General features: G+C 63.9%; 23 protein-coding genes and 1 tRNA gene. 9 read left to right on the forward strand and 15 right to left on the reverse strand.

Features of this window, described 5'->3' with window-relative positions; all coding sequences use genetic code 11:
• Nucleotides 1-212: 212 nt before the first annotated feature.
• The 4 genes from Q0687_RS28515 to Q0687_RS28530 form a co-directional block, all read right to left on the reverse strand.
• Nucleotides 213-944 carry an LptA/OstA family protein gene (locus Q0687_RS28515; RefSeq protein WP_298884605.1) on the reverse strand — a complete coding sequence of 244 codons (732 nt, stop codon included), beginning with the start codon at nt 942-944 and terminating at the stop codon, nt 213-215.
• A gap of 5 nt (nt 945-949) precedes the next feature.
• Nucleotides 950-1,672 carry an LPS export ABC transporter periplasmic protein LptC gene (gene lptC / locus Q0687_RS28520; protein ID WP_298884608.1) on the reverse strand — a complete coding sequence of 241 codons (723 nt, stop codon included), beginning with the start codon at nt 1,670-1,672 and terminating at the stop codon, nt 950-952.
• 264 nt (nt 1,673-1,936) lie between these two features.
• Nucleotides 1,937-2,551, reverse strand: a complete 615-nt coding sequence (locus Q0687_RS28525; RefSeq protein ID WP_298884610.1) for a ribonuclease D — start codon at nt 2,549-2,551, stop codon at nt 1,937-1,939.
• 102 nt (nt 2,552-2,653) lie between these two features.
• On the reverse strand, nt 2,654-3,979 hold the full coding sequence (locus tag Q0687_RS28530; RefSeq protein WP_298884613.1) for a UbiA family prenyltransferase: 1,326 nt from the start codon (nt 3,977-3,979) through the stop codon (nt 2,654-2,656).
• 268 nt (nt 3,980-4,247) lie between these two features.
• Between Q0687_RS28530 and Q0687_RS28535 the strand changes: the two genes are divergently transcribed.
• Nucleotides 4,248-5,519 carry an MFS transporter gene (locus Q0687_RS28535; RefSeq protein ID WP_298884616.1) on the forward strand — a complete coding sequence of 424 codons (1,272 nt, stop codon included), beginning with the start codon at nt 4,248-4,250 and terminating at the stop codon, nt 5,517-5,519.
• Between the two features lie 80 nt (nt 5,520-5,599).
• Here Q0687_RS28535 and Q0687_RS28540 read toward each other — a convergent pair whose 3' ends face one another.
• The gene (locus Q0687_RS28540; RefSeq protein WP_298884617.1) at nt 5,600-5,926 is read right to left on the reverse strand and encodes an NIPSNAP family protein; all 327 of its coding nucleotides are present in this window, start codon (nt 5,924-5,926) and stop codon (nt 5,600-5,602) included.
• Between the two features lie 85 nt (nt 5,927-6,011).
• Here Q0687_RS28540 and Q0687_RS28545 point away from each other — a divergent pair, with 85 nt between their 5' ends.
• Nucleotides 6,012-7,001, forward strand: coding sequence for a DJ-1/PfpI family protein (locus tag Q0687_RS28545; protein ID WP_298884618.1), 990 nt, complete (start codon nt 6,012-6,014; stop codon nt 6,999-7,001).
• Nucleotides 7,002-7,013: 12 nt separating this feature from the next.
• Here Q0687_RS28545 and Q0687_RS28550 read toward each other — a convergent pair whose 3' ends face one another.
• The 3 genes from Q0687_RS28550 to Q0687_RS28560 all read right to left on the reverse strand — a co-directional run bounded on the left by Q0687_RS28550 (nt 7,014) and on the right by Q0687_RS28560 (nt 7,835).
• On the reverse strand, nt 7,014-7,307 hold the full coding sequence (locus Q0687_RS28550) for a type II toxin-antitoxin system RelE/ParE family toxin (protein ID WP_298884620.1): 294 nt from the start codon (nt 7,305-7,307) through the stop codon (nt 7,014-7,016).
• On the reverse strand, nt 7,308-7,685 hold the full coding sequence (locus Q0687_RS28555) for an addiction module protein (protein ID WP_298884621.1): 378 nt from the start codon (nt 7,683-7,685) through the stop codon (nt 7,308-7,310).
• Between the two features lie 63 nt (nt 7,686-7,748).
• A tRNA-Leu gene (locus Q0687_RS28560) sits at nt 7,749-7,835 on the reverse strand.
• Between the two features lie 139 nt (nt 7,836-7,974).
• Between Q0687_RS28560 and Q0687_RS28565 the strand changes: the two genes are divergently transcribed.
• Nucleotides 7,975-8,940: a complex I NDUFA9 subunit family protein gene (locus Q0687_RS28565; protein WP_298884625.1), complete on the forward strand. Its 966-nt coding sequence runs from the start codon at nt 7,975-7,977 to the stop codon at nt 8,938-8,940.
• A 156-nt stretch (nt 8,941-9,096) separates the two neighbouring features.
• Here Q0687_RS28565 and Q0687_RS28570 read toward each other — a convergent pair whose 3' ends face one another.
• The 3 genes from Q0687_RS28570 to Q0687_RS28580 all read right to left on the reverse strand — a co-directional run bounded on the left by Q0687_RS28570 (nt 9,097) and on the right by Q0687_RS28580 (nt 12,068).
• The gene (locus Q0687_RS28570) at nt 9,097-9,837 is read right to left on the reverse strand and encodes an SDR family oxidoreductase (protein ID WP_298884627.1); all 741 of its coding nucleotides are present in this window, start codon (nt 9,835-9,837) and stop codon (nt 9,097-9,099) included.
• Nucleotides 9,838-9,840: 3 nt separating this feature from the next.
• Nucleotides 9,841-11,169, reverse strand: a complete 1,329-nt coding sequence (locus Q0687_RS28575; RefSeq protein ID WP_298884630.1) for an FAD-binding oxidoreductase — start codon at nt 11,167-11,169, stop codon at nt 9,841-9,843.
• A gap of 92 nt (nt 11,170-11,261) precedes the next feature.
• Nucleotides 11,262-12,068, reverse strand: a complete 807-nt coding sequence (locus tag Q0687_RS28580; RefSeq protein WP_298884633.1) for an undecaprenyl-diphosphate phosphatase — start codon at nt 12,066-12,068, stop codon at nt 11,262-11,264.
• A gap of 169 nt (nt 12,069-12,237) precedes the next feature.
• Between Q0687_RS28580 and Q0687_RS28585 the strand changes: the two genes are divergently transcribed.
• Genes Q0687_RS28585 through Q0687_RS28595 form a run of 3 tightly spaced genes read left to right on the forward strand, consistent with a single transcriptional unit; the run spans nt 12,238 to nt 14,881 of the window.
• Nucleotides 12,238-12,930: a glutathione S-transferase family protein gene (locus Q0687_RS28585; RefSeq protein WP_298884634.1), complete on the forward strand. Its 693-nt coding sequence runs from the start codon at nt 12,238-12,240 to the stop codon at nt 12,928-12,930.
• Nucleotides 12,879-14,048 carry a tRNA epoxyqueuosine(34) reductase QueG gene (gene queG / locus Q0687_RS28590; protein ID WP_298884635.1) on the forward strand — a complete coding sequence of 390 codons (1,170 nt, stop codon included), beginning with the start codon at nt 12,879-12,881 and terminating at the stop codon, nt 14,046-14,048. Before Q0687_RS28585 ends, queG begins: the two co-directional genes overlap by 52 nt.
• 44 nt (nt 14,049-14,092) lie before the next feature.
• Nucleotides 14,093-14,881, forward strand: a complete 789-nt coding sequence (locus Q0687_RS28595; RefSeq protein ID WP_298884636.1) for an acyl-CoA thioesterase domain-containing protein — start codon at nt 14,093-14,095, stop codon at nt 14,879-14,881.
• Between the two features lie 128 nt (nt 14,882-15,009).
• Here Q0687_RS28595 and Q0687_RS28600 read toward each other — a convergent pair whose 3' ends face one another.
• Together Q0687_RS28600 and Q0687_RS28605 are read right to left on the reverse strand one after the other, a co-directional pair.
• Complete coding sequence (locus tag Q0687_RS28600) at nt 15,010-15,474, reverse strand: nuclear transport factor 2 family protein (RefSeq protein WP_298884639.1); 465 nt, start codon at nt 15,472-15,474, stop codon at nt 15,010-15,012.
• A gap of 143 nt (nt 15,475-15,617) precedes the next feature.
• Nucleotides 15,618-16,406, reverse strand: a complete 789-nt coding sequence (locus tag Q0687_RS28605; protein WP_298884642.1) for an alpha/beta hydrolase — start codon at nt 16,404-16,406, stop codon at nt 15,618-15,620.
• 252 nt (nt 16,407-16,658) lie between these two features.
• On the opposite strand from Q0687_RS28605, the gene infC reads away from it, so the two are divergent.
• Nucleotides 16,659-17,198, forward strand: coding sequence for a translation initiation factor IF-3 (gene infC / locus Q0687_RS28610; protein WP_148778009.1), 540 nt, complete (start codon nt 16,659-16,661; stop codon nt 17,196-17,198).
• Nucleotides 17,199-17,263: 65 nt separating this feature from the next.
• On the opposite strand, the gene Q0687_RS28615 is transcribed toward infC, so the two are convergent.
• On the reverse strand, nt 17,264-17,662 hold the full coding sequence (locus Q0687_RS28615) for a hypothetical protein (protein WP_298884645.1): 399 nt from the start codon (nt 17,660-17,662) through the stop codon (nt 17,264-17,266).
• Between the two features lie 278 nt (nt 17,663-17,940).
• On the opposite strand from Q0687_RS28615, the gene rpmI reads away from it, so the two are divergent.
• Nucleotides 17,941-18,141, forward strand: a complete 201-nt coding sequence (rpmI, locus tag Q0687_RS28620; protein WP_007598540.1) for a 50S ribosomal protein L35 — start codon at nt 17,941-17,943, stop codon at nt 18,139-18,141.
• A 90-nt stretch (nt 18,142-18,231) separates the two neighbouring features.
• The gene (gene rplT / locus Q0687_RS28625; RefSeq protein WP_220012688.1) at nt 18,232-18,591 is read left to right on the forward strand and encodes a 50S ribosomal protein L20; all 360 of its coding nucleotides are present in this window, start codon (nt 18,232-18,234) and stop codon (nt 18,589-18,591) included.
• An 8-nt stretch (nt 18,592-18,599) separates the two neighbouring features.
• Here rplT and Q0687_RS28630 read toward each other — a convergent pair whose 3' ends face one another.
• Nucleotides 18,600-19,025 carry a hypothetical protein gene (locus Q0687_RS28630; RefSeq protein WP_298884650.1) on the reverse strand — a complete coding sequence of 142 codons (426 nt, stop codon included), beginning with the start codon at nt 19,023-19,025 and terminating at the stop codon, nt 18,600-18,602.
• Nucleotides 19,026-19,125: the final 100 nt, after the last annotated feature.

Below are 19,125 nucleotides of genomic sequence, written 5' to 3' on the forward strand. Positions count from 1 at the left end.
GACAATCTTGCACGACGATCGTGCGTGATTTCGCGATCCGCTGCACCGGCCCAGTGATTCGCCAGCACAGCATGAGTGAAGGGATGTCTCATGCCCAGTGAAACACGCCCGAAAAGCGGCGAACCCCGCTTCGAAAGCCCTGCGCGCTAGATACAGCCTCACCGCGCAAGCTTCAACCTCGGATCGTGCGCATCAGAGACAAGTGATTGAATTTACTTCTGTTTAGTTCCGCCCGGCAGTTGCAGAGGCGAGCCCGCGCCAGGAGCCACGGGCGTTCCGCATTTGCCGTCTGAGCCGCCCTGGGACTGGATGAACAGGCCCTGCACCTTGCCGCTGTCGGATTCCACCCGGGACACGCCGGTGGTCATGTCGACCTTGAGGCGGTCGCCGCGCAGCACGTTCTGGCACTGGGTCAGCACCACCTGGCCTCCGGACCCACCCAGCATGGTGATGAGGTTGGTCTTGGTGTCGAACACCGCGGTCTCACCTGTCACCACCTGGTCCTTCTGGGTGACGACGACATTGCCGCGCGCTTCCAGCCGCTTGATCGAGGACGCGCCGCCGGGCCCCGGCGACGCGGCCTGCATCGGCGGCGCCGCCTTCGCGCCCTTGGCGGGCGCGGCCTGCGGCGCAGGCTGCTTGTCGCTGTTGGATTCGTAGAACACTACCAGCGTCTTCGAGGTCATGGTGGTGTCGCCCTGCACGACCTTCACATTGCCGGAGAAGGTCGCCTCCTTCTTCTTGTCACGCATTTCGAGCGCGGCGGCCTCGATCTGGATCGGCTGGTCGCGATTCTGCGAAAAGCCCTGCATCGCGTTGGGCACGCCTTGCATCGTGCTCTGCGCGAGGCTCGCGCCTGTCGCGAGCAGCGCGATGCCGGCGAGCGCAGAAGCTGCGGCGATGACGCGACGGCTGCGGTCGTTGCGCGGGAAAAAATCGGTCATGAAAATCACTTTGAGTTCGCGGATCTGTTCTTCGACCTGGTCGGCGGCGGTGGTGGCGGCGGCTGTTCGACGGGCGCCTCCTCCGTGCTGATCTTGTCCAGATGCATCACCACATTGCCTTCGAAACGGATGACATCGCCGCCTTCGGTGATGCGCAGCTTGTCGGCCGTCAGCGTGCCGTTGGTCAGTTTGACGTCGACATGCTCGTCCGAGGACACCGTGCCCTTGTTCATGTCGACAAAGGCCGAGTTCAGCCGCGCCTCATAGCCGGTCGAGGTGCGCACGAACACGTCCTTGTGCAGGTCGAGCTGCTGCTGCTTGTTGTCGAAGCGGCCGGTGCGGGCGTCGAGGAACACGGTCGACCCGTCTTCCATCAACACTTTCGACTTGAGGTCGGCGAGATCCACGTGATCAGGATCGGTGATGTCCTGCGTCGCAGTCTTGGACCAGAGCTCGTAGGGCCGCTGATCCGGCGTGAAGCCGGACATGTGCGGCGATTCCATCGTGATCTTGGTGCCGGTCACTACGAGGTTTCCGGAATCCACCTTGATGGGGATCATGGAGAAGGGGTTCAGGAAGGTCGAGACCGCGACGATCGAGGCCATGGCCAGAACCACGGTCACAGGCACCGCGACGCGCAGAATCCGCACGAGTCGGCTGTGGCGCGCCGCCTGGGCAAACTTCGCCGCAAGCGCGGCGTCGTAGGTGGAAAACTGGGCCGAATTCACCTGAGCTCCAGGGTGTCGCTCGCCTTGTGCGGTTCGTGAGCGGCCATTGTACCCGGCGCCGCCTGAATATGCAGCCTTGGCATATTAGTCTTGGACAGGCCGCAGGAAAGTGTCCGAAACGGGGCGACGGTGGTGCCCGTCCGCCCATGTGCCGTCATTCCGGACGATGCAAAGCATCGACCTATGGTGCGCAATTGCGCACCTGAGAATCTCGAGATTCCGGGTTCGGCTCTTCGAGCCGCCCCGGAATGACATCGAAACCGCTCAGGAATGCGCGAAAATGTCCTCTTCCTCCCAGCCCTGCAGGTCCAGCAAAGCGCGGGTCGGCAGGAACTCGAAACAGGCTTTTGCCAGCGCGCTGCGGCCTTCCCGGACCAGCATGGCGTCGAGCCGCTCGCGCAAGGCGTGCAGGTGCAGCACGTCGGAGGCGGCATAGGCGAGCTGCGGCTCGGTCAGGCTGTCGGAACCCCAGTCGCTGGATTGCTGCTGCTTGGAGAGGTCGACATTGAGCACCTCGCGCACCAGGTCCTTGAGACCATGGCGATCGGTATAGGTGCGAGTCAGGCGGGAGGCGATCTTGGTGCAGTAGATCGGCCCGGTCATGACGCCGAAGGTCTGGTAGAGCACCGCGACGTCGAACCGGGCGAAATGGAAGATCTTGGTGATCGCGGGATTGGCGAGCAGGGCCTTCAGGTTCGGCGCATCGGTGTGCCCCTTGGGGATCTGCACCACGTCGGCGCTGCCGTCGCCCGGCGAGAGCTGCACCACGCAGAGCCGGTCGCGATGCGGGTTGAGGCCCATGGTCTCGGTGTCGATCGCCACCGCGCCGGTGTAGCGGGAGAGGTCCGGCAGGTCGCCGCGATGCAGGCGTACGGTCATGGCGTTTCAATCCCTCAATCGAATCGGTCGCGTCGATATCACAAGCTCATCGGATGGTCCGCGATTTAGCCCCTGGGGGAGGCCTGCGCAAGCAGCGATGGCTCAGATCGCCGCCAGCATGATGCAGACCATCGCCGCCACGGTGGTGCGGCTGGCGCCGTCGCGGAAGGCGTAGATGATAGGGTCGTCAGGCATCTCGCGGCGATGTGCGATCATCAAGGCCCGGCCGAACCAGTAGAGCAGCAGCGGCGCGAGCAGCCACAGCATCCAGGGGCGGCTGTAGAGCGGCGTCACCGCCGAGGACGAGACGTAGAGCGCGAACACCGTCACGGCGTTCATGGCGCTCGCGGCCGCCATCGCGGCGATGATGTTGAGGTCGCTGATGCGGTAGTCGCGGTTGGAGGGATCGGCAAGGCCCTCGCCCTGGCGCATGCTGAGCTCGCTGAAGCGCTTGATCAGCGCGAGCGAGGTGAACACGAACAGCGAGAACACCATCAGCCATTCCGACAGCACGACGCCGGCGGCGACCGACCCGGCGACGATACGCAGGCAATAGAGGCCCGCGAGCGTGACGACGTCGACCAGCATCTTGCGCTTGAGCACCAGCGAATAGGCGATAGTGGTGACGAGATAGGCGACCAGCACGCCGAGGAAGGCGACGGAAATGCAGAGGCTGGCGACGAGCGCGAACGTCCACAGCGCCGGGATCGCAAGCAACGCCGACGAGATCGGCAAGGTGCCCGCGGCCAGCGCGCGGTGGCGCTTGGTCGGATGCTGGCGATCGGCCGCGAGATCGAGCAGATCGTTCATCAGATAGGCGCCCGACGCGCAGGCCGAGAACGCCAGGAACGCCAGCAGCGCGGCGCCGAGCGTTGCGATGTTCACCTGATGCGCGGTGAGAACGGGCACGAACACCAGCGTGTTCTTGGCGTATTGATAGAGCCGCAGCGCCTTCGCCCAGGTTCGAAGACCGGCGCGATCGCGATTGACCTGGTCGATGCGCTCGATCGCGGTGCGATCGAACGGCAGATTATCGCTACCTGCAAGATCGGCTGGGGTCACGACGCCGTCGAAGCCGAGATGCGCCGAGATGCCGGACGCCTGATCGGCAAAGCGGCCTGCGACCAGGAAGATCTTTGCGCCCCGCGCCCGCGCGGCCAGCGCCCGGTTCAGCACATCGACGTCATAGGGAAGGTGGGCGTAGTCGAGCCTGGCCCGTGCCAGAACGTCGGTGAGGGCCGCCATGCCCGGACGTCCGCGCGCGCCAAAACGAGCCAGCATGCGGGCGGGCGCAGAGAACAGCGCCTCCATCAGCAGTTCGGAGCGCAGCAGGGCGCCTTCGAGATCGATCACGAGCGTGCAAGCCGGCGCCGGGACGGAATCCGGGGCGGCCTCACTCCGATCGTACTGCCAGGCTGGCTGCTCCATCCGAATACGCTTTGACTGACCGCAGCACGGCCGACCCAGGGGCTGGGAGGAGGCCGGGGAGCAAGGAAAATGGACGGTCGCGAGCCTAGGGCGCATTCGCTAAGGGCGGCTTAATCCTGAAAGGGCAGAGGTCCCGAGGCCTGCTGTTGCACGGATCCCACAATCCGGCGCGCGCTCGATATACCAGCGGAACCTGGGACCCGCGGCGGTGGTAATCGGCGGCGCGCACCCCATCTGAGCCCAGCCCCCCACCACACCCTCAGGTGCCATGACAGACCAGACGCTCGCCGCGCCGATCGACGATCAGCAGGAACGCCAGCGCGGCTTTTCGCGCTACCAGTCGCTTCTCGTGGCGCTGCTCGCGTTCGCACAGTTCACGATCATTCTCGACTTCATCATCATGTCGCCGCTCGGCGCCATCATGATGCCCTCGCTCAACATCACGGCCGCGCAATTCGGCGTCGCGGTGTCGGCCTACGCGTTCAGCGCCGGATTTTCGGGCATCCTGGCCGCCGGCTTTGCCGATCGCTTCGACCGCAAGCGCCTGCTGCTGTTCTTCTATGCCGGCTTCACGCTCGGGACGCTGCTGTGCGCGCTGGCGCAGGATTACCATGTGCTGCTGCTCGGCCGCGTCGTGACCGGCCTGTTCGGCGGCGTGATCGGCTCGATCGTGCTCGCCATCGTCACCGATCTGTTCGCGCTGCATTTGCGCGGCCGCGTGATGGGTTTCGTCCAGACCGCCTTTGCCGCGAGCCAGGTGCTCGGCGTTCCCGCCGGCCTGTTTCTGGCCAATCACTGGGACTGGCATGTCTGCTTCTTTGCCATCGTCGGCCTGTCGATCCTGTCGATCGCCGTCATCGCCTTCGCCATGGAGCCGGTCGATGCGCATCTGAAGCTGAAGCAGGACCGAAACCCGTTCCACCATCTGGTCGCGACGGTCAGCGAGCCGCGCTACACGCTGGCCTTCGCGGTCACGACCTTGCTGGCGACGGGCGGCTACATGCTGATGCCCTATTCCAGCGCCTTCACCGTGAACAATGTCGGCATCGACATCGTAAACCTGCCGACGATCTATCTGGTCTCCGGCCTGTTCAGCATCGTCACGGGCCCGCTGGTCGGCCGCGCGGCCGACACCTTCGGCAAATATCCGACTTTCGTGTTCGGTTGCGCGATGACCATCATCATGGTGCTGATCTACACCCATCTCGGCCACGTCTCGCTGGTAACAGCGATCACCGTCAACGTGCTGCTGTTCGTCGGCATATTCTCGCGCATGATCCCGTCGCAGGCGCTGATGTCGGCGATCCCCGATCCGAGCCAGCGCGGCTCGTTCAGCGCGGTCAGCGCCTCGCTGCAGCAACTCTCCGGCGGCCTCGGCTCGGTGCTGGCGGCCGCGATCATCTCGCAGCAACCTGATGGTTCGCTGCTGCATTTCGAGCGGATCGGCTACGTCGTCGTCACGACGACCATCATCACGCTGGTGGCGATGTATTTTGTGCAGAAATCGGTCGCGGAGCGGGCCGGGAGGAGCGTGGTCTGAGGGCTGACAAAGCCCACAGCGTTGCGCTCTATCTGGCGTGCACGTTCCTCGACGACGTCCCTGGCCCGCCAAGCCCTCGCTTATTGCAGGGCCGAGAAGCTTGTTGGGCTCATGAACGTGTTCGAGATATTCGCGAGGATTTGCCCGTCGACCTCCGAGGCCGCGGCTACCTCCAGCCATTCGGGGTCCGCTACGAAGGCACCCCAAAGACGCTCCCGCTCCGCGAGCGAGTCCCAGGCAAGGATGTAAACGAGCTCCAGGTGTGACGGTCCGACCGTGGTCCGCCAGAAGCCAAGTTGGCGAATGCCCAATCGCTCCCAAATCTTCAGGGTCCGCGTCTCAAAGCGCTTCAGCAGTGCAGGCATCCGGCCCGGCAGGGTGCGGTAGGTGCGCAACTCGTAGATCATCTGTCGTCCTCGCTTGGTTTAAGCCGAGCCCGAGTTACGCCGGTTGCGATTGGCATATTTGCCAAACTTGTCGTATTTTCTGCCAATGCTCCCACCGCCCTCGGCAACCCCTCGGCATATTGTCTTTCTGGCCTTTGAGGGCTTCCAGGTGCTCGATCTCGCCGGCCCGATGCAGGTGTTCCTTTCGGCGAGCGAACATGCGCGGGATTCCGCAACAGGGCTGCCGATCGATTACCGGGTCTCGGTCGTGTCGTCCGGTCCCGATCGGGTACAGGGCTCCTTGTCACTGGCGATCGATGCCGCGCCTTTGCCGTCCGCGCTGATGCCCGGAACGACGGTGATGGTGGTTGGAGGAAAGGGCGTCGAAGCGGCGTCGCGCGATCCGCTCCTGATCGGCTGGTTGCGGAGCCACAGGGACGAGGCAGAGCGGATCTGCTCCGTGTGCAACGGTGCACTCGTGCTTGCGCGGGCCGGGTTGCTTGCGGGCAAGCGAGCGACAACGCATTGGGTCGATTGCGACAAGCTCCAACGGAACTTCCGCGACGTCACGGTCGACCGCGATGCCATCTATGTGCGTGACGGCAAAATCTGGAGTTCCGCAGGCGTAAGCGCCGGCATCGACCTCGCCCTCGCGCTCGTCGCTGACGACCACGGCGAAGCAGCCGCCGCAGTCACGGCCAAGTGGATGGTGCTCTACGTCAAGCGACCTGGCAGCCAGTCGCAATTCAGCGAATTCATCGAGACCATTGACCACGACAGGGCGGGAGCCTTTGCGGAGCTTCACCATTGGATCCTGGCCAATCTTAGCCGCGACCTACGCGTCCCTGAGCTTGCGGCTCGGGCGGGCATGAGCGAGCGAACATTCGCACGCAAATATCGAACGCTGATCGGCGTGCCCCCCGCCGAGACGGTCAAACGGTTTCGTGCCGATACGGCACGTCACCATCTTCGGACCTCGACCTTGCCGCTCAAGGCGGTTGCGGCGAGATGCGGTTTCGGGTCAATCGAGCAGATGAATCGGGTTCATCTGAAATTCTACGGTCTGACCTCGCGTACATTGCGCGACATCGGCTAGCAGTGTGTCGTGCTATGAGCGGTGCAGCCAAATCAAGGGATCACGGCTCGTGTGAAACACTGCAACGACATAGATGGCATCGTGCGTTTCACGGAACACCAGAGTGTACGGGAAACGTCGAAGCAAGGCGCGGCGCACGTTCTTGGATGCTGGCGGAAACTGCTTGGGATTCTCGGCGACTCGAACCATTGCTGCACGCAAGGCGTCCCGAAATTGCGGCACAACGTGCGGTGCATGAGCGTCGTACCAGCGGAAGGCATCAACGAGGTCGGCTCGTGCCGCCCGCGTAAAAAAGATCTTGGCCACTTATCGTGACCGGCGATCAATCTCGGCCTCAATATCTTCCCACGGAATCGCTTCGCGGCGGTCCGCATCAAAAGTCGCCAGCCGACGGTCGAGCTCGGCCTCCTGCGCCGGGGTCAACTGCACGTCGGTCGCAGAGAGGCTGTCCCAGAGCTCACCGATGAGGTCGAGCCGTTCCTTCGGCGTCAAGCGACTGATGTCCAGCGTTGCCATCGTCCTGAATCCCTTTGGCTCTTTCGCCAGCGAAATCACAATCCTCACGGATCCGTCGAGGCCAATATCGTTGTCGCCGCGGCCAATGGAAAGAGGGGCATCTGACGATGCGGGAATCGCTTCCTGGATCGATTCCGCAACATTATTGCGTATCAGGCACCAGGTCACTGCGACTGGTGGCCGTCCGCCAACCTTGGGATTGCGCCCCCGAGGGGCATCCAAAGGGAAAGATGGTGCCCAGGAAAGGACTCGAACCTTCACGGCCGTTAAGCCACTGGCACCTGAAGCCAGCGCGTCTACCAATTCCACCACCTGGGCATGCCGTTTGGGGCACGGAGGCGGTTACTACGGTTCGGTGACGCCGTTGTCAATTCATGGTTCTGGATGCCGATTGCGCATCGCACACCACCCCGATACAAGCCTGATATCTCGCACTCTTCCGCAGGAATGGACCTCCATGGCATCGAATCTGGAAACTCTCGTCACGGTTTTCGGCGGATCGGGGTTTTTGGGCCGAAATGTCGTCCGCGCGCTGTGCCGGCGGGACTACCGGGTCCGCGTCGCGGTGCGGCGGCCGGAGCTCGCCGGATACCTCCAGCCCTCGGGCAAGGTCGGGCAGGTCCACACCATCCAGGCCAATCTGCGCTACCCAGGATCGGTCGAGGCGGCGGCACGTGATTCGCATGTCGTGATCAACCTGGTCGGCATCCTCACGGAAGGCGGCGCTCAGACCTTCGACGCCGTCCAGGCCAAGGGCGCCGAGACCGTCGCCAAGGCGGCGGCTGCCGCAGGCGCCAGCCTGATCCATGTCTCCGCGATCGGTGCCGACGCTGATTCGCCCTCGTACTATGCCAAGGCCAAGGCAGCCGGCGAGGCCGCGGTGTCCGCGGCGGTGCCATCGGCAACGATCTTCCGCCCCTCCGTGATGTTCGGCCCCGAGGACCAGTTCACCAACCGCTTTGCCGCGCTGGCGCGGATGTCGCCGGTGCTGCCGCTGATCGGCGGCGCGACGAAGATGCAGCCGGTTTATGTCGGCGATGTCGCCACCGCGATTGCGGACGCCGTCGACGGCAAGGCCAAGGCGGGTGCGACCTACGAGCTCGGCGGGCCCGAGGTGCTGACCATGCGCGAGATCATCGAGGCAATTCTCGAGATCACCGATCGCGAGCGCGCGCTGGTGCCGCTGTCGTTCGGCCTCGCCCGCCTCAAGGCTACCTTCCTGCAATTCGCGCCCGGCGCGTTCAAGCTGACGCCGGACCAGGTGACGCTGCTCGAGCGCGACAATGTCGTGTCTGATGCGGCGAAGGCGGCTGGGCTGACGCTGGAAGGGCTCGGCATCACGCCCGATTCGCTGGAAGCGATCGCCCCGCAATATCTCTGGCGTTTCCGCCCGCAGGGTCAGTTCCAGCGCATGGGCGTGTGAGTTGTTTCACCTCTCCCGCCTGCGGGAGAGGTCGCCGCGTAGCGGCGGGTGAGGGCTTTCTCCCCTTGGGGAGTCTCTCTGCGGAGACACCCTCTCCCCAGCCCTCTCCCGCAAGCGGGCGAGGGGGCGCACCGCCGTCGCGGCTTGCAGCAAGCCTCAAAATTTCAGCTTCTTGAACACCGCCTCCGGCAGCGTCTTGATGATCAGCATCACGAGGCGCCATTTTCCGCTGACGTAGACGACATCCGACTTCTTCTCGACAGCCGCGAGAATCGCGTCGCCGACAACAGGCGCGTCGACCGTGAGCGGTCCGATCAGCTTCATGCCTTCAGTCATCTTCGTCCGGACGAAGCCGGGCTTCACCGTGACGACATGCACCGCGCTGCGGCTGCAGCGGGCGCGCAGGCCTGAGAGGAAGGCGGAGAAGCCGGCTTTCGCCGAGCCGTAGATATAGTTCGAGGCGCGACCGCGATCGCCGGCGACCGAGGAGACGCCGACAAGCGTACCGCTTCCACGCGCCAAGAATTTTTCGGCGAACAGGCCGAGGATCAGCGACGGCCCCTCGTAGTTCGAACGCATGATCGTGGTGGCATGGGCGAGATCGCTCTCGGCATCTTGCTGCACACCCAAGAGGCCGACGATCGAGATCACGACGTCAGGCAAAGCAGGAAGGCCGGCGACGAAGCCGTCGAAAGACGCGGTGTCGAGCACGTCGAAGCTCCGCGTGCTCGCTTCGATATTATAGCGCGCGCGCAGATCGGCGGCGTCAGGCTCGAGCGCGGCAGCATCGCGGCCTGCGAGAGAGACGTCGTAACCGGCCTTGGCAAAGGCGCGCGCGGCGGCGCGGCCGATATCGGAGGAGCCACCGAGCACCAATACTGACATGCGTGACGTCACGGCTTAACCCTCATCGAACAGGCGTTGTGAAAGCTTTGAGCGGATGTTTTGGGCCGGATCGAGCGATTTGCGGATCGCCTTGAAGCGCGCCAGCGCCGGATAGCCGGCCTCGAACGTCGCGCGCGACTGGCGCGCGTCCTTCGCCAGATAAAGCCTGCCGCCGCCGGCGACGACCAGGCGGTCGATCTCGTCGAGAAAATTCAGGATGTCGCCCCTGACAGGGAAATCCAGCGCCAGCGTATAGCCGGGCAGCGGAAACGACAGCAGCCCGTCGCCATGACCGAGCTTCTTCAGCACCGCGAGGAACGAGGCATCGCCGCGCCTTGCGACGCGATCGAGAATGTCGCCCAGCACCTCGCGCGCGCCAGCTTCTGGAATCACGCATTGATGCTGGAGGAAGCCGCGCCGCCCGTAGATGCGATTCCAGTCGCTGAGACTGTCGAGCGGGAAGAAATACGGATAGAGCGAGACCACATGATCTATACCGGTGCGCCGCGCCCCCATGCGATAATAGAGCTCGTTGAAGGTGCCGATGCTGTAGCGATTGAGCGTGATCGACGGCAGGTCGAGGGGCACGCCGAGCCCGGGAGCCTTGCCGACGGGAAACATGTCGGCCCCCTCGGCGAGCTCGTCCCTGCCGGCGTGCTCTCCGAGATAGATCAACGAGCGGCCAAGGTTACGCCCGCGCGCCACGCAATCGATCCACGCCACCGAATAGGTCGCGGGATCGCTCGCCTCGAGCGCGCGCATGGCGGCATCGAGATCGGACGCGGAGATCACCCGCTCGCGGATCCAGCCAGATACGACCGGACGCAGCCGCATCGTCGCCTCCAGGATCACGCCGGTGAGGCCCATGCCGCCGACTGTCGCGAAGAATGCATCGGAGTTCTGCTCGCGCGAGGCCTCGATGGTCTCGCCGGCCCCGGTGCGCAGCAGGATGCTGTCGACGTAGCGGCCAAAGCCACCCTCGCCATGATGGTTCTTGCCATGCACATCGGCCGCAATCGCGCCGCCGACCGAGACGAAGCGCGTGCCCGGCACCACGAAGGGAAAGAACCCGCGCGGGCCAAAGGTGTCGATCAGATCGGACAGCAGCACGCCGGCTTCCAGGCGGATGCGACCGGTCGCCGGATCGAACGACCTGACGCGGTCTAACGCGGTCATGGCGATGGTTCTGGCAGCGCCGATCGCGGCGTCGCCATAGGCGCGGCCATTGCCCCTCGCAATCGTGCCGGTCACAGCGACGGCCTCACCGACGGCCCCGAACGACCGCGGCCGCAGCATTTCGGTATCGACGACCGGGAAGCGTCCCCAGCCGCTGACGAGGGTCATCGTTCAGCTCCGCCTGCGGGCCACCCCGCTCCGGAGACTGCCTAGCGGCCAAAAGCTGATATTGGGTTGAGGTTCGTCAGCGACTTTAAAAGTTAATGGCCCAGCGCCAGCGCGATCAGGCCGAGCGTACCGACGATGACACGCCACCAGGCGAACACCACGAAGCCGTGGCGGGTGACGTATTCCAGGAAGCTCTTCACCACGATGATCGCGGTGATGAACGACACGACGAAACCGATCGCGACGATGCCCATGTGGTCCATCGTCATCTCGGCGCGGCTCTTATAGAAATCGTAGGCGAACGCACCGATCATGGTGGGGATGGCGAGGAAGAACGAGAACTCCGCCGCCGCCCGCTTGTCGGCGCCCAGAAGCATCGCGGCGACGATGCTGGCGCCGGAGCGCGACACGCCCGGGATCATCGCGATGCACTGCGCGATGCCGATATAGAGGTACATCAGCAGCGGAAACTTGGTGGCGTCATGCTCGCGCGGTTTGAGATCGAGCCTGTCGACCCAGAGCAGGATGGCGCCGCCGACGATCAGCGTGAAGCACACGACCCAGGGATTGAACAGCACGCTCTTGATGTATTTGCCGGCGATGAGACCGACCACGACCGCCGGCAGGAACGCCACCAGCACGCCGATCACGAAGCGGCGGGAATAGGAGTCGCCCGAGAAGAAGCCGATCACGACGTCCCACAGCTTCTTGAAGTAGAGCCCGACGATCGCGAGGATCGCACCGAGCTGGATCAGAACCGTAAACGAATCCCAGAACGCACCCTCGCCGAGGCCGAAGAAGCGCTCGGCCAGCAGGAGGTGGCCGGTCGAGGACACGGGAAGGAACTCGGTCACACCCTCGATGATGCCAAGGATCACTGCCCGTATGGTATCTGACATATTTACGGTCCATTTCCGCTGGAAAAGCGGGGCTCTTCTCGCCTATTCGCCCCTCGCTCGCAATCGCAAAATGCGCTATCGCGCCTTTGCCTCGCTGATTTGAAGGACTAGTGTGGCGCCGCACAAACATTGATGGAATCTTAAGCACCATCAAATAGTCAAAGGCTTCATGTTTACGCTGTTTCATCATCCGTTCTGCCCGCATTCGCGATTCATCCGCCTGATCGCGGGCGAATACGGGCTCGAACTGAAGCTCGCCGAGGAGCGCAGCTGGGAACGGCGCGAGGCATTTCTGCTGCTCAATGCGGCCGGCACGACGCCTGTGATGGTGGACGACGAGCAGCCGCCGATCCCCGGCGCGGCCATCATCGCGGAGTATCTCGACGAGGCCTATGGCGTCGAGATGGGACCCAAGCGCCTGATGCCGGAGACGATCGCCGAGCGCGTCGAGGTGCGTCGGCTGATGGCCTGGTTCAACGAAAAGTTCTTCGAGGAAGTCTCGCACCCGCTCGTCACCGAGCGCATCTACAAGCGCTTCATGAGCGAGGACAATGGCGGGGGTGCGCCCTCCGCCGACGTGATGCGCGCCGCCAAGGCCAATGTGCGCTATCATCTGGCCTATATCGGCTGGCTGGCGCAGACGCGTAACTTCCTCGCCGGCGACCGGCTCACTTACGCGGATCTCGCCGCCGCGGCGCATCTCTCGGCGATCGACTATCTCGGCGACGTGCCATGGAGCGAGGACGACGCGGCAAAGGCGTGGTACGCGCGGGTGAAATCCCGCCCGTCGTTCCGCCCGTTGCTGAGCGAATGGCTGGCCGGCGTGCCGGCGTCGCGGACCTATGTGGACCTGGATTTCTGACCGCCGATCCGACTGAACTCAAGGCGGCGCTGACGCGCGAGGCGCGCGCGCTCGGCTTCGACTGCATCGGCATCACAGCGCCCGGCACGATCGAAAAGGCCGGCGCGCATTTCCTCGCATTCATCGCTTCCGGCGGCCATGGCGACATGGACTGGCTCGCGAACCAGCCGGAGCGGCGCGTCGATCCGCGCGGGCTGTGGGCCGACGTGCGCAGCGTCATCATGCTCGGTGTCAATTATGGTCCCGACTCCGATCCGCTCGCGATCCTGAAAGAGCGCACGCGCGCGGCGATCTCCGTCTATGCGCAGGGCGACGACTATCACGACCTCATCAAGAAACGGCTGAAGGCGCTGGCGCGCTGGCTGGTCGCGACCGCGCCGAGCGAAGTGAAGGTGTTCGTCGACACCGCCGCGGTGATGGAGAAGCCGCTTGCGCAGGCCGCGCATCTCGGCTGGCAGGGCAAGCACACCAATCTGGTTTCGCGCGAATTCGGCTCATGGCTGTTCCTCGGCGCGATCTACACCACGCTCGAGCTGCCGCGCGATGGCGCGGAAATCGATCATTGCGGCTCGTGCCGGGCCTGTCTCGACATCTGCCCGACCGCGGCGTTTCCCGCGCCGTACCAGCTCGATGCGCGGCGCTGCATCTCGTATCTGACCATCGAGAACAAGGGGCCGATCCCGCAGGAGTTTCGCAAGGCCATCGGCAACCGCATCTATGGCTGTGACGATTGCCTTGCGGCGTGCCCCTGGAACAAGTTTGCGCAGGAAGGGCGCGAGGCGAAACTTGCCGCGCGCGATGAATTGCGCGCAGCTGGTCTTGCCGAACTCGCTCAGCTGGATGATGCCGCGTTCCGCGCGCTGTTCACGAAGTCGCCGGTGAAGCGGATTGGTCGTGATCGCTTCTTGCGGAACGTGCTGATTGCGATCGGCAACTCGGGTGAGGTGACGCTGGCGGATGAAGCGCGGCGATTGCTTGACGATGCGAGCCCGCTGGTGCGCGGCGCCGCCGTGTGGGCGCTGGGGCAGTTGATCACGCGAGATGAATTTGAGGCGATGAAGAGCGCTGCCTTGGGCAACGAGCACGATGAGAGCGTGCGCGAGGAATGGTGGGCTTGATTTCCTCGCAGCATCCTTCAATCTCACGCGTCATGACAACAAACATGCCTTTCTTCACTCGCGACGGCGATACATTCCATCCGACGGAAGTGGCCAACGGGCCGTGGGATCCGAAGTCGCTGCACGGACGCGTCATCGTGGGCCTGCTCGGCTTTGCCATCGAAGAGCGCCATTCGGGCCCTGAATTCGTGCCGGCGCGGCTCACCGTCGACATGTTTCGGCTGCCGACCATCGACAAGCCCATCGAAGTGACCACGCGGCTGGTGCGCGATGGAATGCGCATTCGCGTGGTGGAGGCGGAGTTCGTGTCGGGTGGCGTCAGCATGGCGCGCGCCTCGTGCCAGCTGCTGCGGCGGACGCAAAATCCTGACGGCAATGTCTGGTCGCCGCCGAACTGGGATGTGCCCAAGCCCTCCGACATTCCAAAGCCGACCGATCCCAGGCTCGGCATGCACGGCAAATGGACGACGCGCCCGATCGTCGGCCACATGGGCTCGCTCGGCCCGCGCCGGCTGTGGATGAGCGAGGTGCGCGAGCTCGTTGCCGGCGTGCCGATGACGCCATTCGTCCATGTCGCTGTTGGCGCCGACTTTGCGAGCCCGTTTGCCAATGCCGGCGACAAGGGGCTCGGTTACATCAACAGCGACGTGACGATTTATCTGCACCGCCTGCCGGCGACGAACTGGATCGGCTTCGAGGTGGTGAACCATCAGGCGACCGACGGCGTGGCGATCGGCGAATGCTGGCTCTATGACGAGCAGGGCCCGATCGGCACCGCGACGGTCGCCGCGCTGGCGCAGCGCAAGCCGATGGCGAAGGTGCCGCCGCCGTAGTCGTCGGTCTACGTCATTCCGGGGCGTGCGCAGCACGAACCCGGAATCCATTCCTCCACCAACCTTGCCGCCCGATGGATTCCGGGTTCGCGCCAAGTGGCGCGCCCCGGAATGACGGCGGGAGATAGCTACGCCAGATGCCGCTTCATCTCCGGCCGCGCCTTCAACTCGGCGCCCTGCTTGGCGGCGATCTTCGCGATCCTTTCCGGCGCGAACTTCAGATCGACAAACGCGGGCGCGGTGTTGGCGACCTCGTGATATCCAGCGATCTTGCCGTCGCGCAGGGTCATGATCGCGACGCCCTCGAACATCGCCCGCGCGCCGGCAGCTTCCGGCAGGGTTGAGGCGTAGCTGAAGGTGTAGTGCGCATAGAGCGTGGTGCCGTTGCTGACGGGATCGTGCATGTCCCAGCGGAAATCCGTCGCCGTGCGATAGAACCAGTCGTCGATCATCCCTGCGATTTTTTCGCGGCCTTCGAACGCGCCATAGAACACGTCGTGATAGATCCCGTCCTCGGTGAAGAGATCAGCAAAGGCACGGCCGTTGCGCTGCTCGACCGCGTCGCAGAAGGCGCGCAGCATGGCGGTGGTCATTGGCGCTTCTCCCTTCCCATTCTCCGTCATGCCCCGCGAAGGCGGGGCATCCAGTACGCTGCGGCTTCTCAGTTCAATCACGACGGCCGCGGCGTACTGGATCGCCCGCCTTCGCGGGCGATGACACCGAGTTCTGCGTTACTTCACCCGATCTCCGCCACCGCGGCAAGAATGCGCGCGATGTCTTGCGGGCGGGAGAGGCGATGGTCGCCGTCCTGGATCAGGGTGAGCACGACGTCGTCGGCCGGCAGGCGATGCGTCAGCGCGAAGGCGTGCTGCCACGGCACATCGGGATCCCGAGCGCCTTGCAGGATGCGCACGGGACAGCCGAGATCGATGGCGCCGCCGAGCACAAGGTGGTTGCGTCCCTCCTCGATCAGCTTGCGCGTGATCGGATAGGGCGTGCCGTCGCCATATTCGGAAGGCCTGAGCCAGAAACCCTTGGTCTCGATCTCCTTCTTCACCTCGGGCGAGAAATTCTTCCACATCAGCTCTTCCGTGAAATCGGGCGCCGGCGCGATCAACACCAGGCCTGCCAGCGACGCCTTTCCCGCTCGCTTCCTGATCTCGCGGGCAAGCAGCAGCGCCATCCAGCCGCCCATGGAGGAGCCGATCAGGATTTGCGGACCGGTGCAGAAGCGTTCGAACACGGCGACGCTGTCCTCGAGCCAGCTGCCGATGGTTCCATCGGCGAAATCGCCGCTGGATTCACCATGGCCGGAATAGTCGAACCTCACGGCGGCCCGGCCATGCTCTCCAGCCCAGGCGTCGAGCGCCACCGCCTTGCCGCCCAGCATGTCCGACTTGAAGCCACCGAGCCAGACGACGCCGGGGCCTTGTCCGGCGCGGTGGCGCACCGCGATCCTGCGCGCGGACGGGCCCTCGCCCAATTCGATGAAGTCGAGCACGGCATCGGGAATTGCTGAGGTCATGGGAACGTTTACTCTGGCTGTGCGGTTTGAGGTGTTCGGCCGCGTTCCTTAACGCAACCCTATATTGGCATTGTCCCTTTGGGACGCTTGCGGAACAGGGGCAAGGTGTCTATGTCGTGCACCGTGCCGAAAAGCGTGGCCGAAATGCCTCGCATTTGAGGGTTTTCGCTGCTCGCAACAGCGACTTGCTTGCCGGCATCAGCATCTTCCTGCAAAATAGCCGCTTCCTTTCACAACTTTGGAGAACCACCCATTCGCCGTCCCAATAGAGCCCCGGCCCCAGCCGCCAAAGACGGGCCGCGCATCAATGATGATATTCGCAATGCGCAGATCCAGCTGATCGATCAGACCGGTGACAACAAAGGCACGGTCGAGACGATGCTTGCCATCAAGATGGCCCAGGAAGCCGGCATGGATCTGGTCGAGATTTCGCCAAATGTCAGCCCTCCCGTCTGCAAGATCATGGACTACGGGAAATATAAGTATTCCGCGCAGAAGAAAGCCGCCGAAGCCCGCAAGCGCCAGAAGACAGTCGAGATCAAGGAGATCAAGCTCCGGCCGATGATCGACGATCACGATTATGACGTGAAGATGCGCGCGATGCTGCGGTTCTTTGAAGAGGGCGACAAGGTCAAGATCACCCTGCGCTATCGCGGCCGCGAAATGGCGCACCAGGAGATCGGCACCAAGCTCTTGGACAAGATCAAGACCGACGTCGCCGAGCTCGCCAAGGTCGAGCAGGACGCCCGGTTCGAAGGCCGTCAGGTCGTCATGGTGCTGGCGCCGCGCTGACGCCGATTGGCTGAAGTCGAAGTTTTAACGGCCCGTCCGGGATGTCCGGCGGGCCGTTTGTGTTTTCAGGTCCGCGACGCCTGCCAGGTGCCGCTGCACTGGTCACCTGAGATGACACCTTTCCAGGAGCCGGCCCCCGCTGCGCCGCCGAGACGGCCGCCGCCGCTGGCGTGGGAGGCGCCGACCGATACCTGGACCGCGACGGCCCCGCCACGATTGACGGTACCGGAGACCCGGCCGCCGCCGGCGGACGAAACCCGGCTGCCCGTAACCGTGAAGGGAACGCTGTAGCCCGAGCTGCAGGCGCCGCGGGTGGTGGCGAAGGTGACGTTCCAGACGCCGTCATAACCGCCGATGCGGGCATCGGCGCTCGAGGGGACAGCGGCCGCAGCCAGCACGGCGAGCAGCGCCAGGTGGCGCGGACGGGTAACGTTAGACAAAATCGATTGGGAAAAATGGGCCATTTTGGTCCTGCTCCGGACGGGACGGCGTGAACGATGGGGTGGCAACACCCAATAGTCGGCGAGCAGGTTTCGCCGGTTCATCGTCGTTGCCAATTCGCCCGTTCTCTGCCATAAGCCCGACCTTCATCGCCCGGCTGATTAAGGGCTGCCGTGGCGGTGTTTCGTGCGGGTTTCGCGCTTGTTCGCAAAAACCTGAGCACAATCAACGCTCTAACGAGCATTTTTGACGGCCACGCCGCCTTTCGCGGGCGGATTTCGTTGGCCATTAGGAGAGCCAAATGCCCAAGCTGAAGACCAAATCGGGCGCTAAAAAGCGCTTCAAGGTGACTGCCACCGGCAAAGTGATGTTCGCTCATCGCAGCAAGCGTCACGGCATGATCAAGCGGACGAAGAAGCAAATCCGTCAGCTCCGCGGCACCGCTGTGCTGTTCAAGACCGACGGCGACAACGTCAAGAAGTACTTCTTGCCGAACGCCTGATCGCGTCCAAGGACGTCGAAGATCATTGCCAGCTCCGCCGCGTTTTGCGCGGCGATCCGTAAAACAAGTCACTTCTGAAGGATATTCGTCATGGCACGCGTCAAACGCGGTGTGACCGCCCACGCCAAGCACAAGAAAGTCTACAAGGCCGCCAAGGGTTTCTATGGCCGCCGCAAGAACACCATCCGCGCCGCCAAGCCGGCCGTGGAAAAGGCCCAGCAATACGCCTTCCGCGACCGCAAGCGGAAGAAGCGCACCTTCCGCGCGCTCTGGATCCAGCGCATCAACGCCGCCGTGCGTCCGTTCGGCCTGACCTACAGCCGATTTATCGACGGTATGGCAAAGTCGGGCATCACCGTGGACCGCAAGGTGCTGTCGGATCTCGCGATCAGCGAGCCCGCTGCGTTCCAAGCGATCGCCGAGAAGGCCAAGGCCGCCCTCGCCGCCTGAGGCTTGCGCTAGCGGGCCTTCGTGCCCGCAGCCTTCAGCGCGCGCTGCGAGTACCGCTGGGCGACCTCCGCCCGGCAGAATGCCGTGAACGAGATGTACATGGTGCCGGACTTGTTCCGGTACTTGATGTCGCACGCGTGCATCTCGCGCTTGTAGGCCTGGTTCTGCGCCGCATTGAGGCCGGGCTTGAAGTCCGCCTCGCATTTCTTTTCGACGGCCGCGCCGAGCTGGACGTCGCCGCTCGCGGTCAGCTCGCAATCCTTGAAGACCTTCATCGCGCTTTCGCAGCCCTTCTGGCTGCTGATGGTGTCGACGACCTCGTCCAGCGTCATCGATTTCTCCATGCAGACCATGGCGCGCGCCGGCGTCGTGACGGCCGGCAGGACGATGGCCAGAACGGCAAGACAGGCTGCAAGACAGCATTTCGAAAGCATCGCGAAGGTCTCCTCGTATCCTGTCTTGGTGCCGGGTCCCCGCGCGAGGTTCAACTCAGCCGCTCAGAGCCCAAAATGACCGGCTTTTTGCTTGACGTTA

This window comes from uncultured Bradyrhizobium sp., from assembly GCF_936928535.1.
Lineage (GTDB): Bacteria > Pseudomonadota > Alphaproteobacteria > Rhizobiales > Xanthobacteraceae > Bradyrhizobium.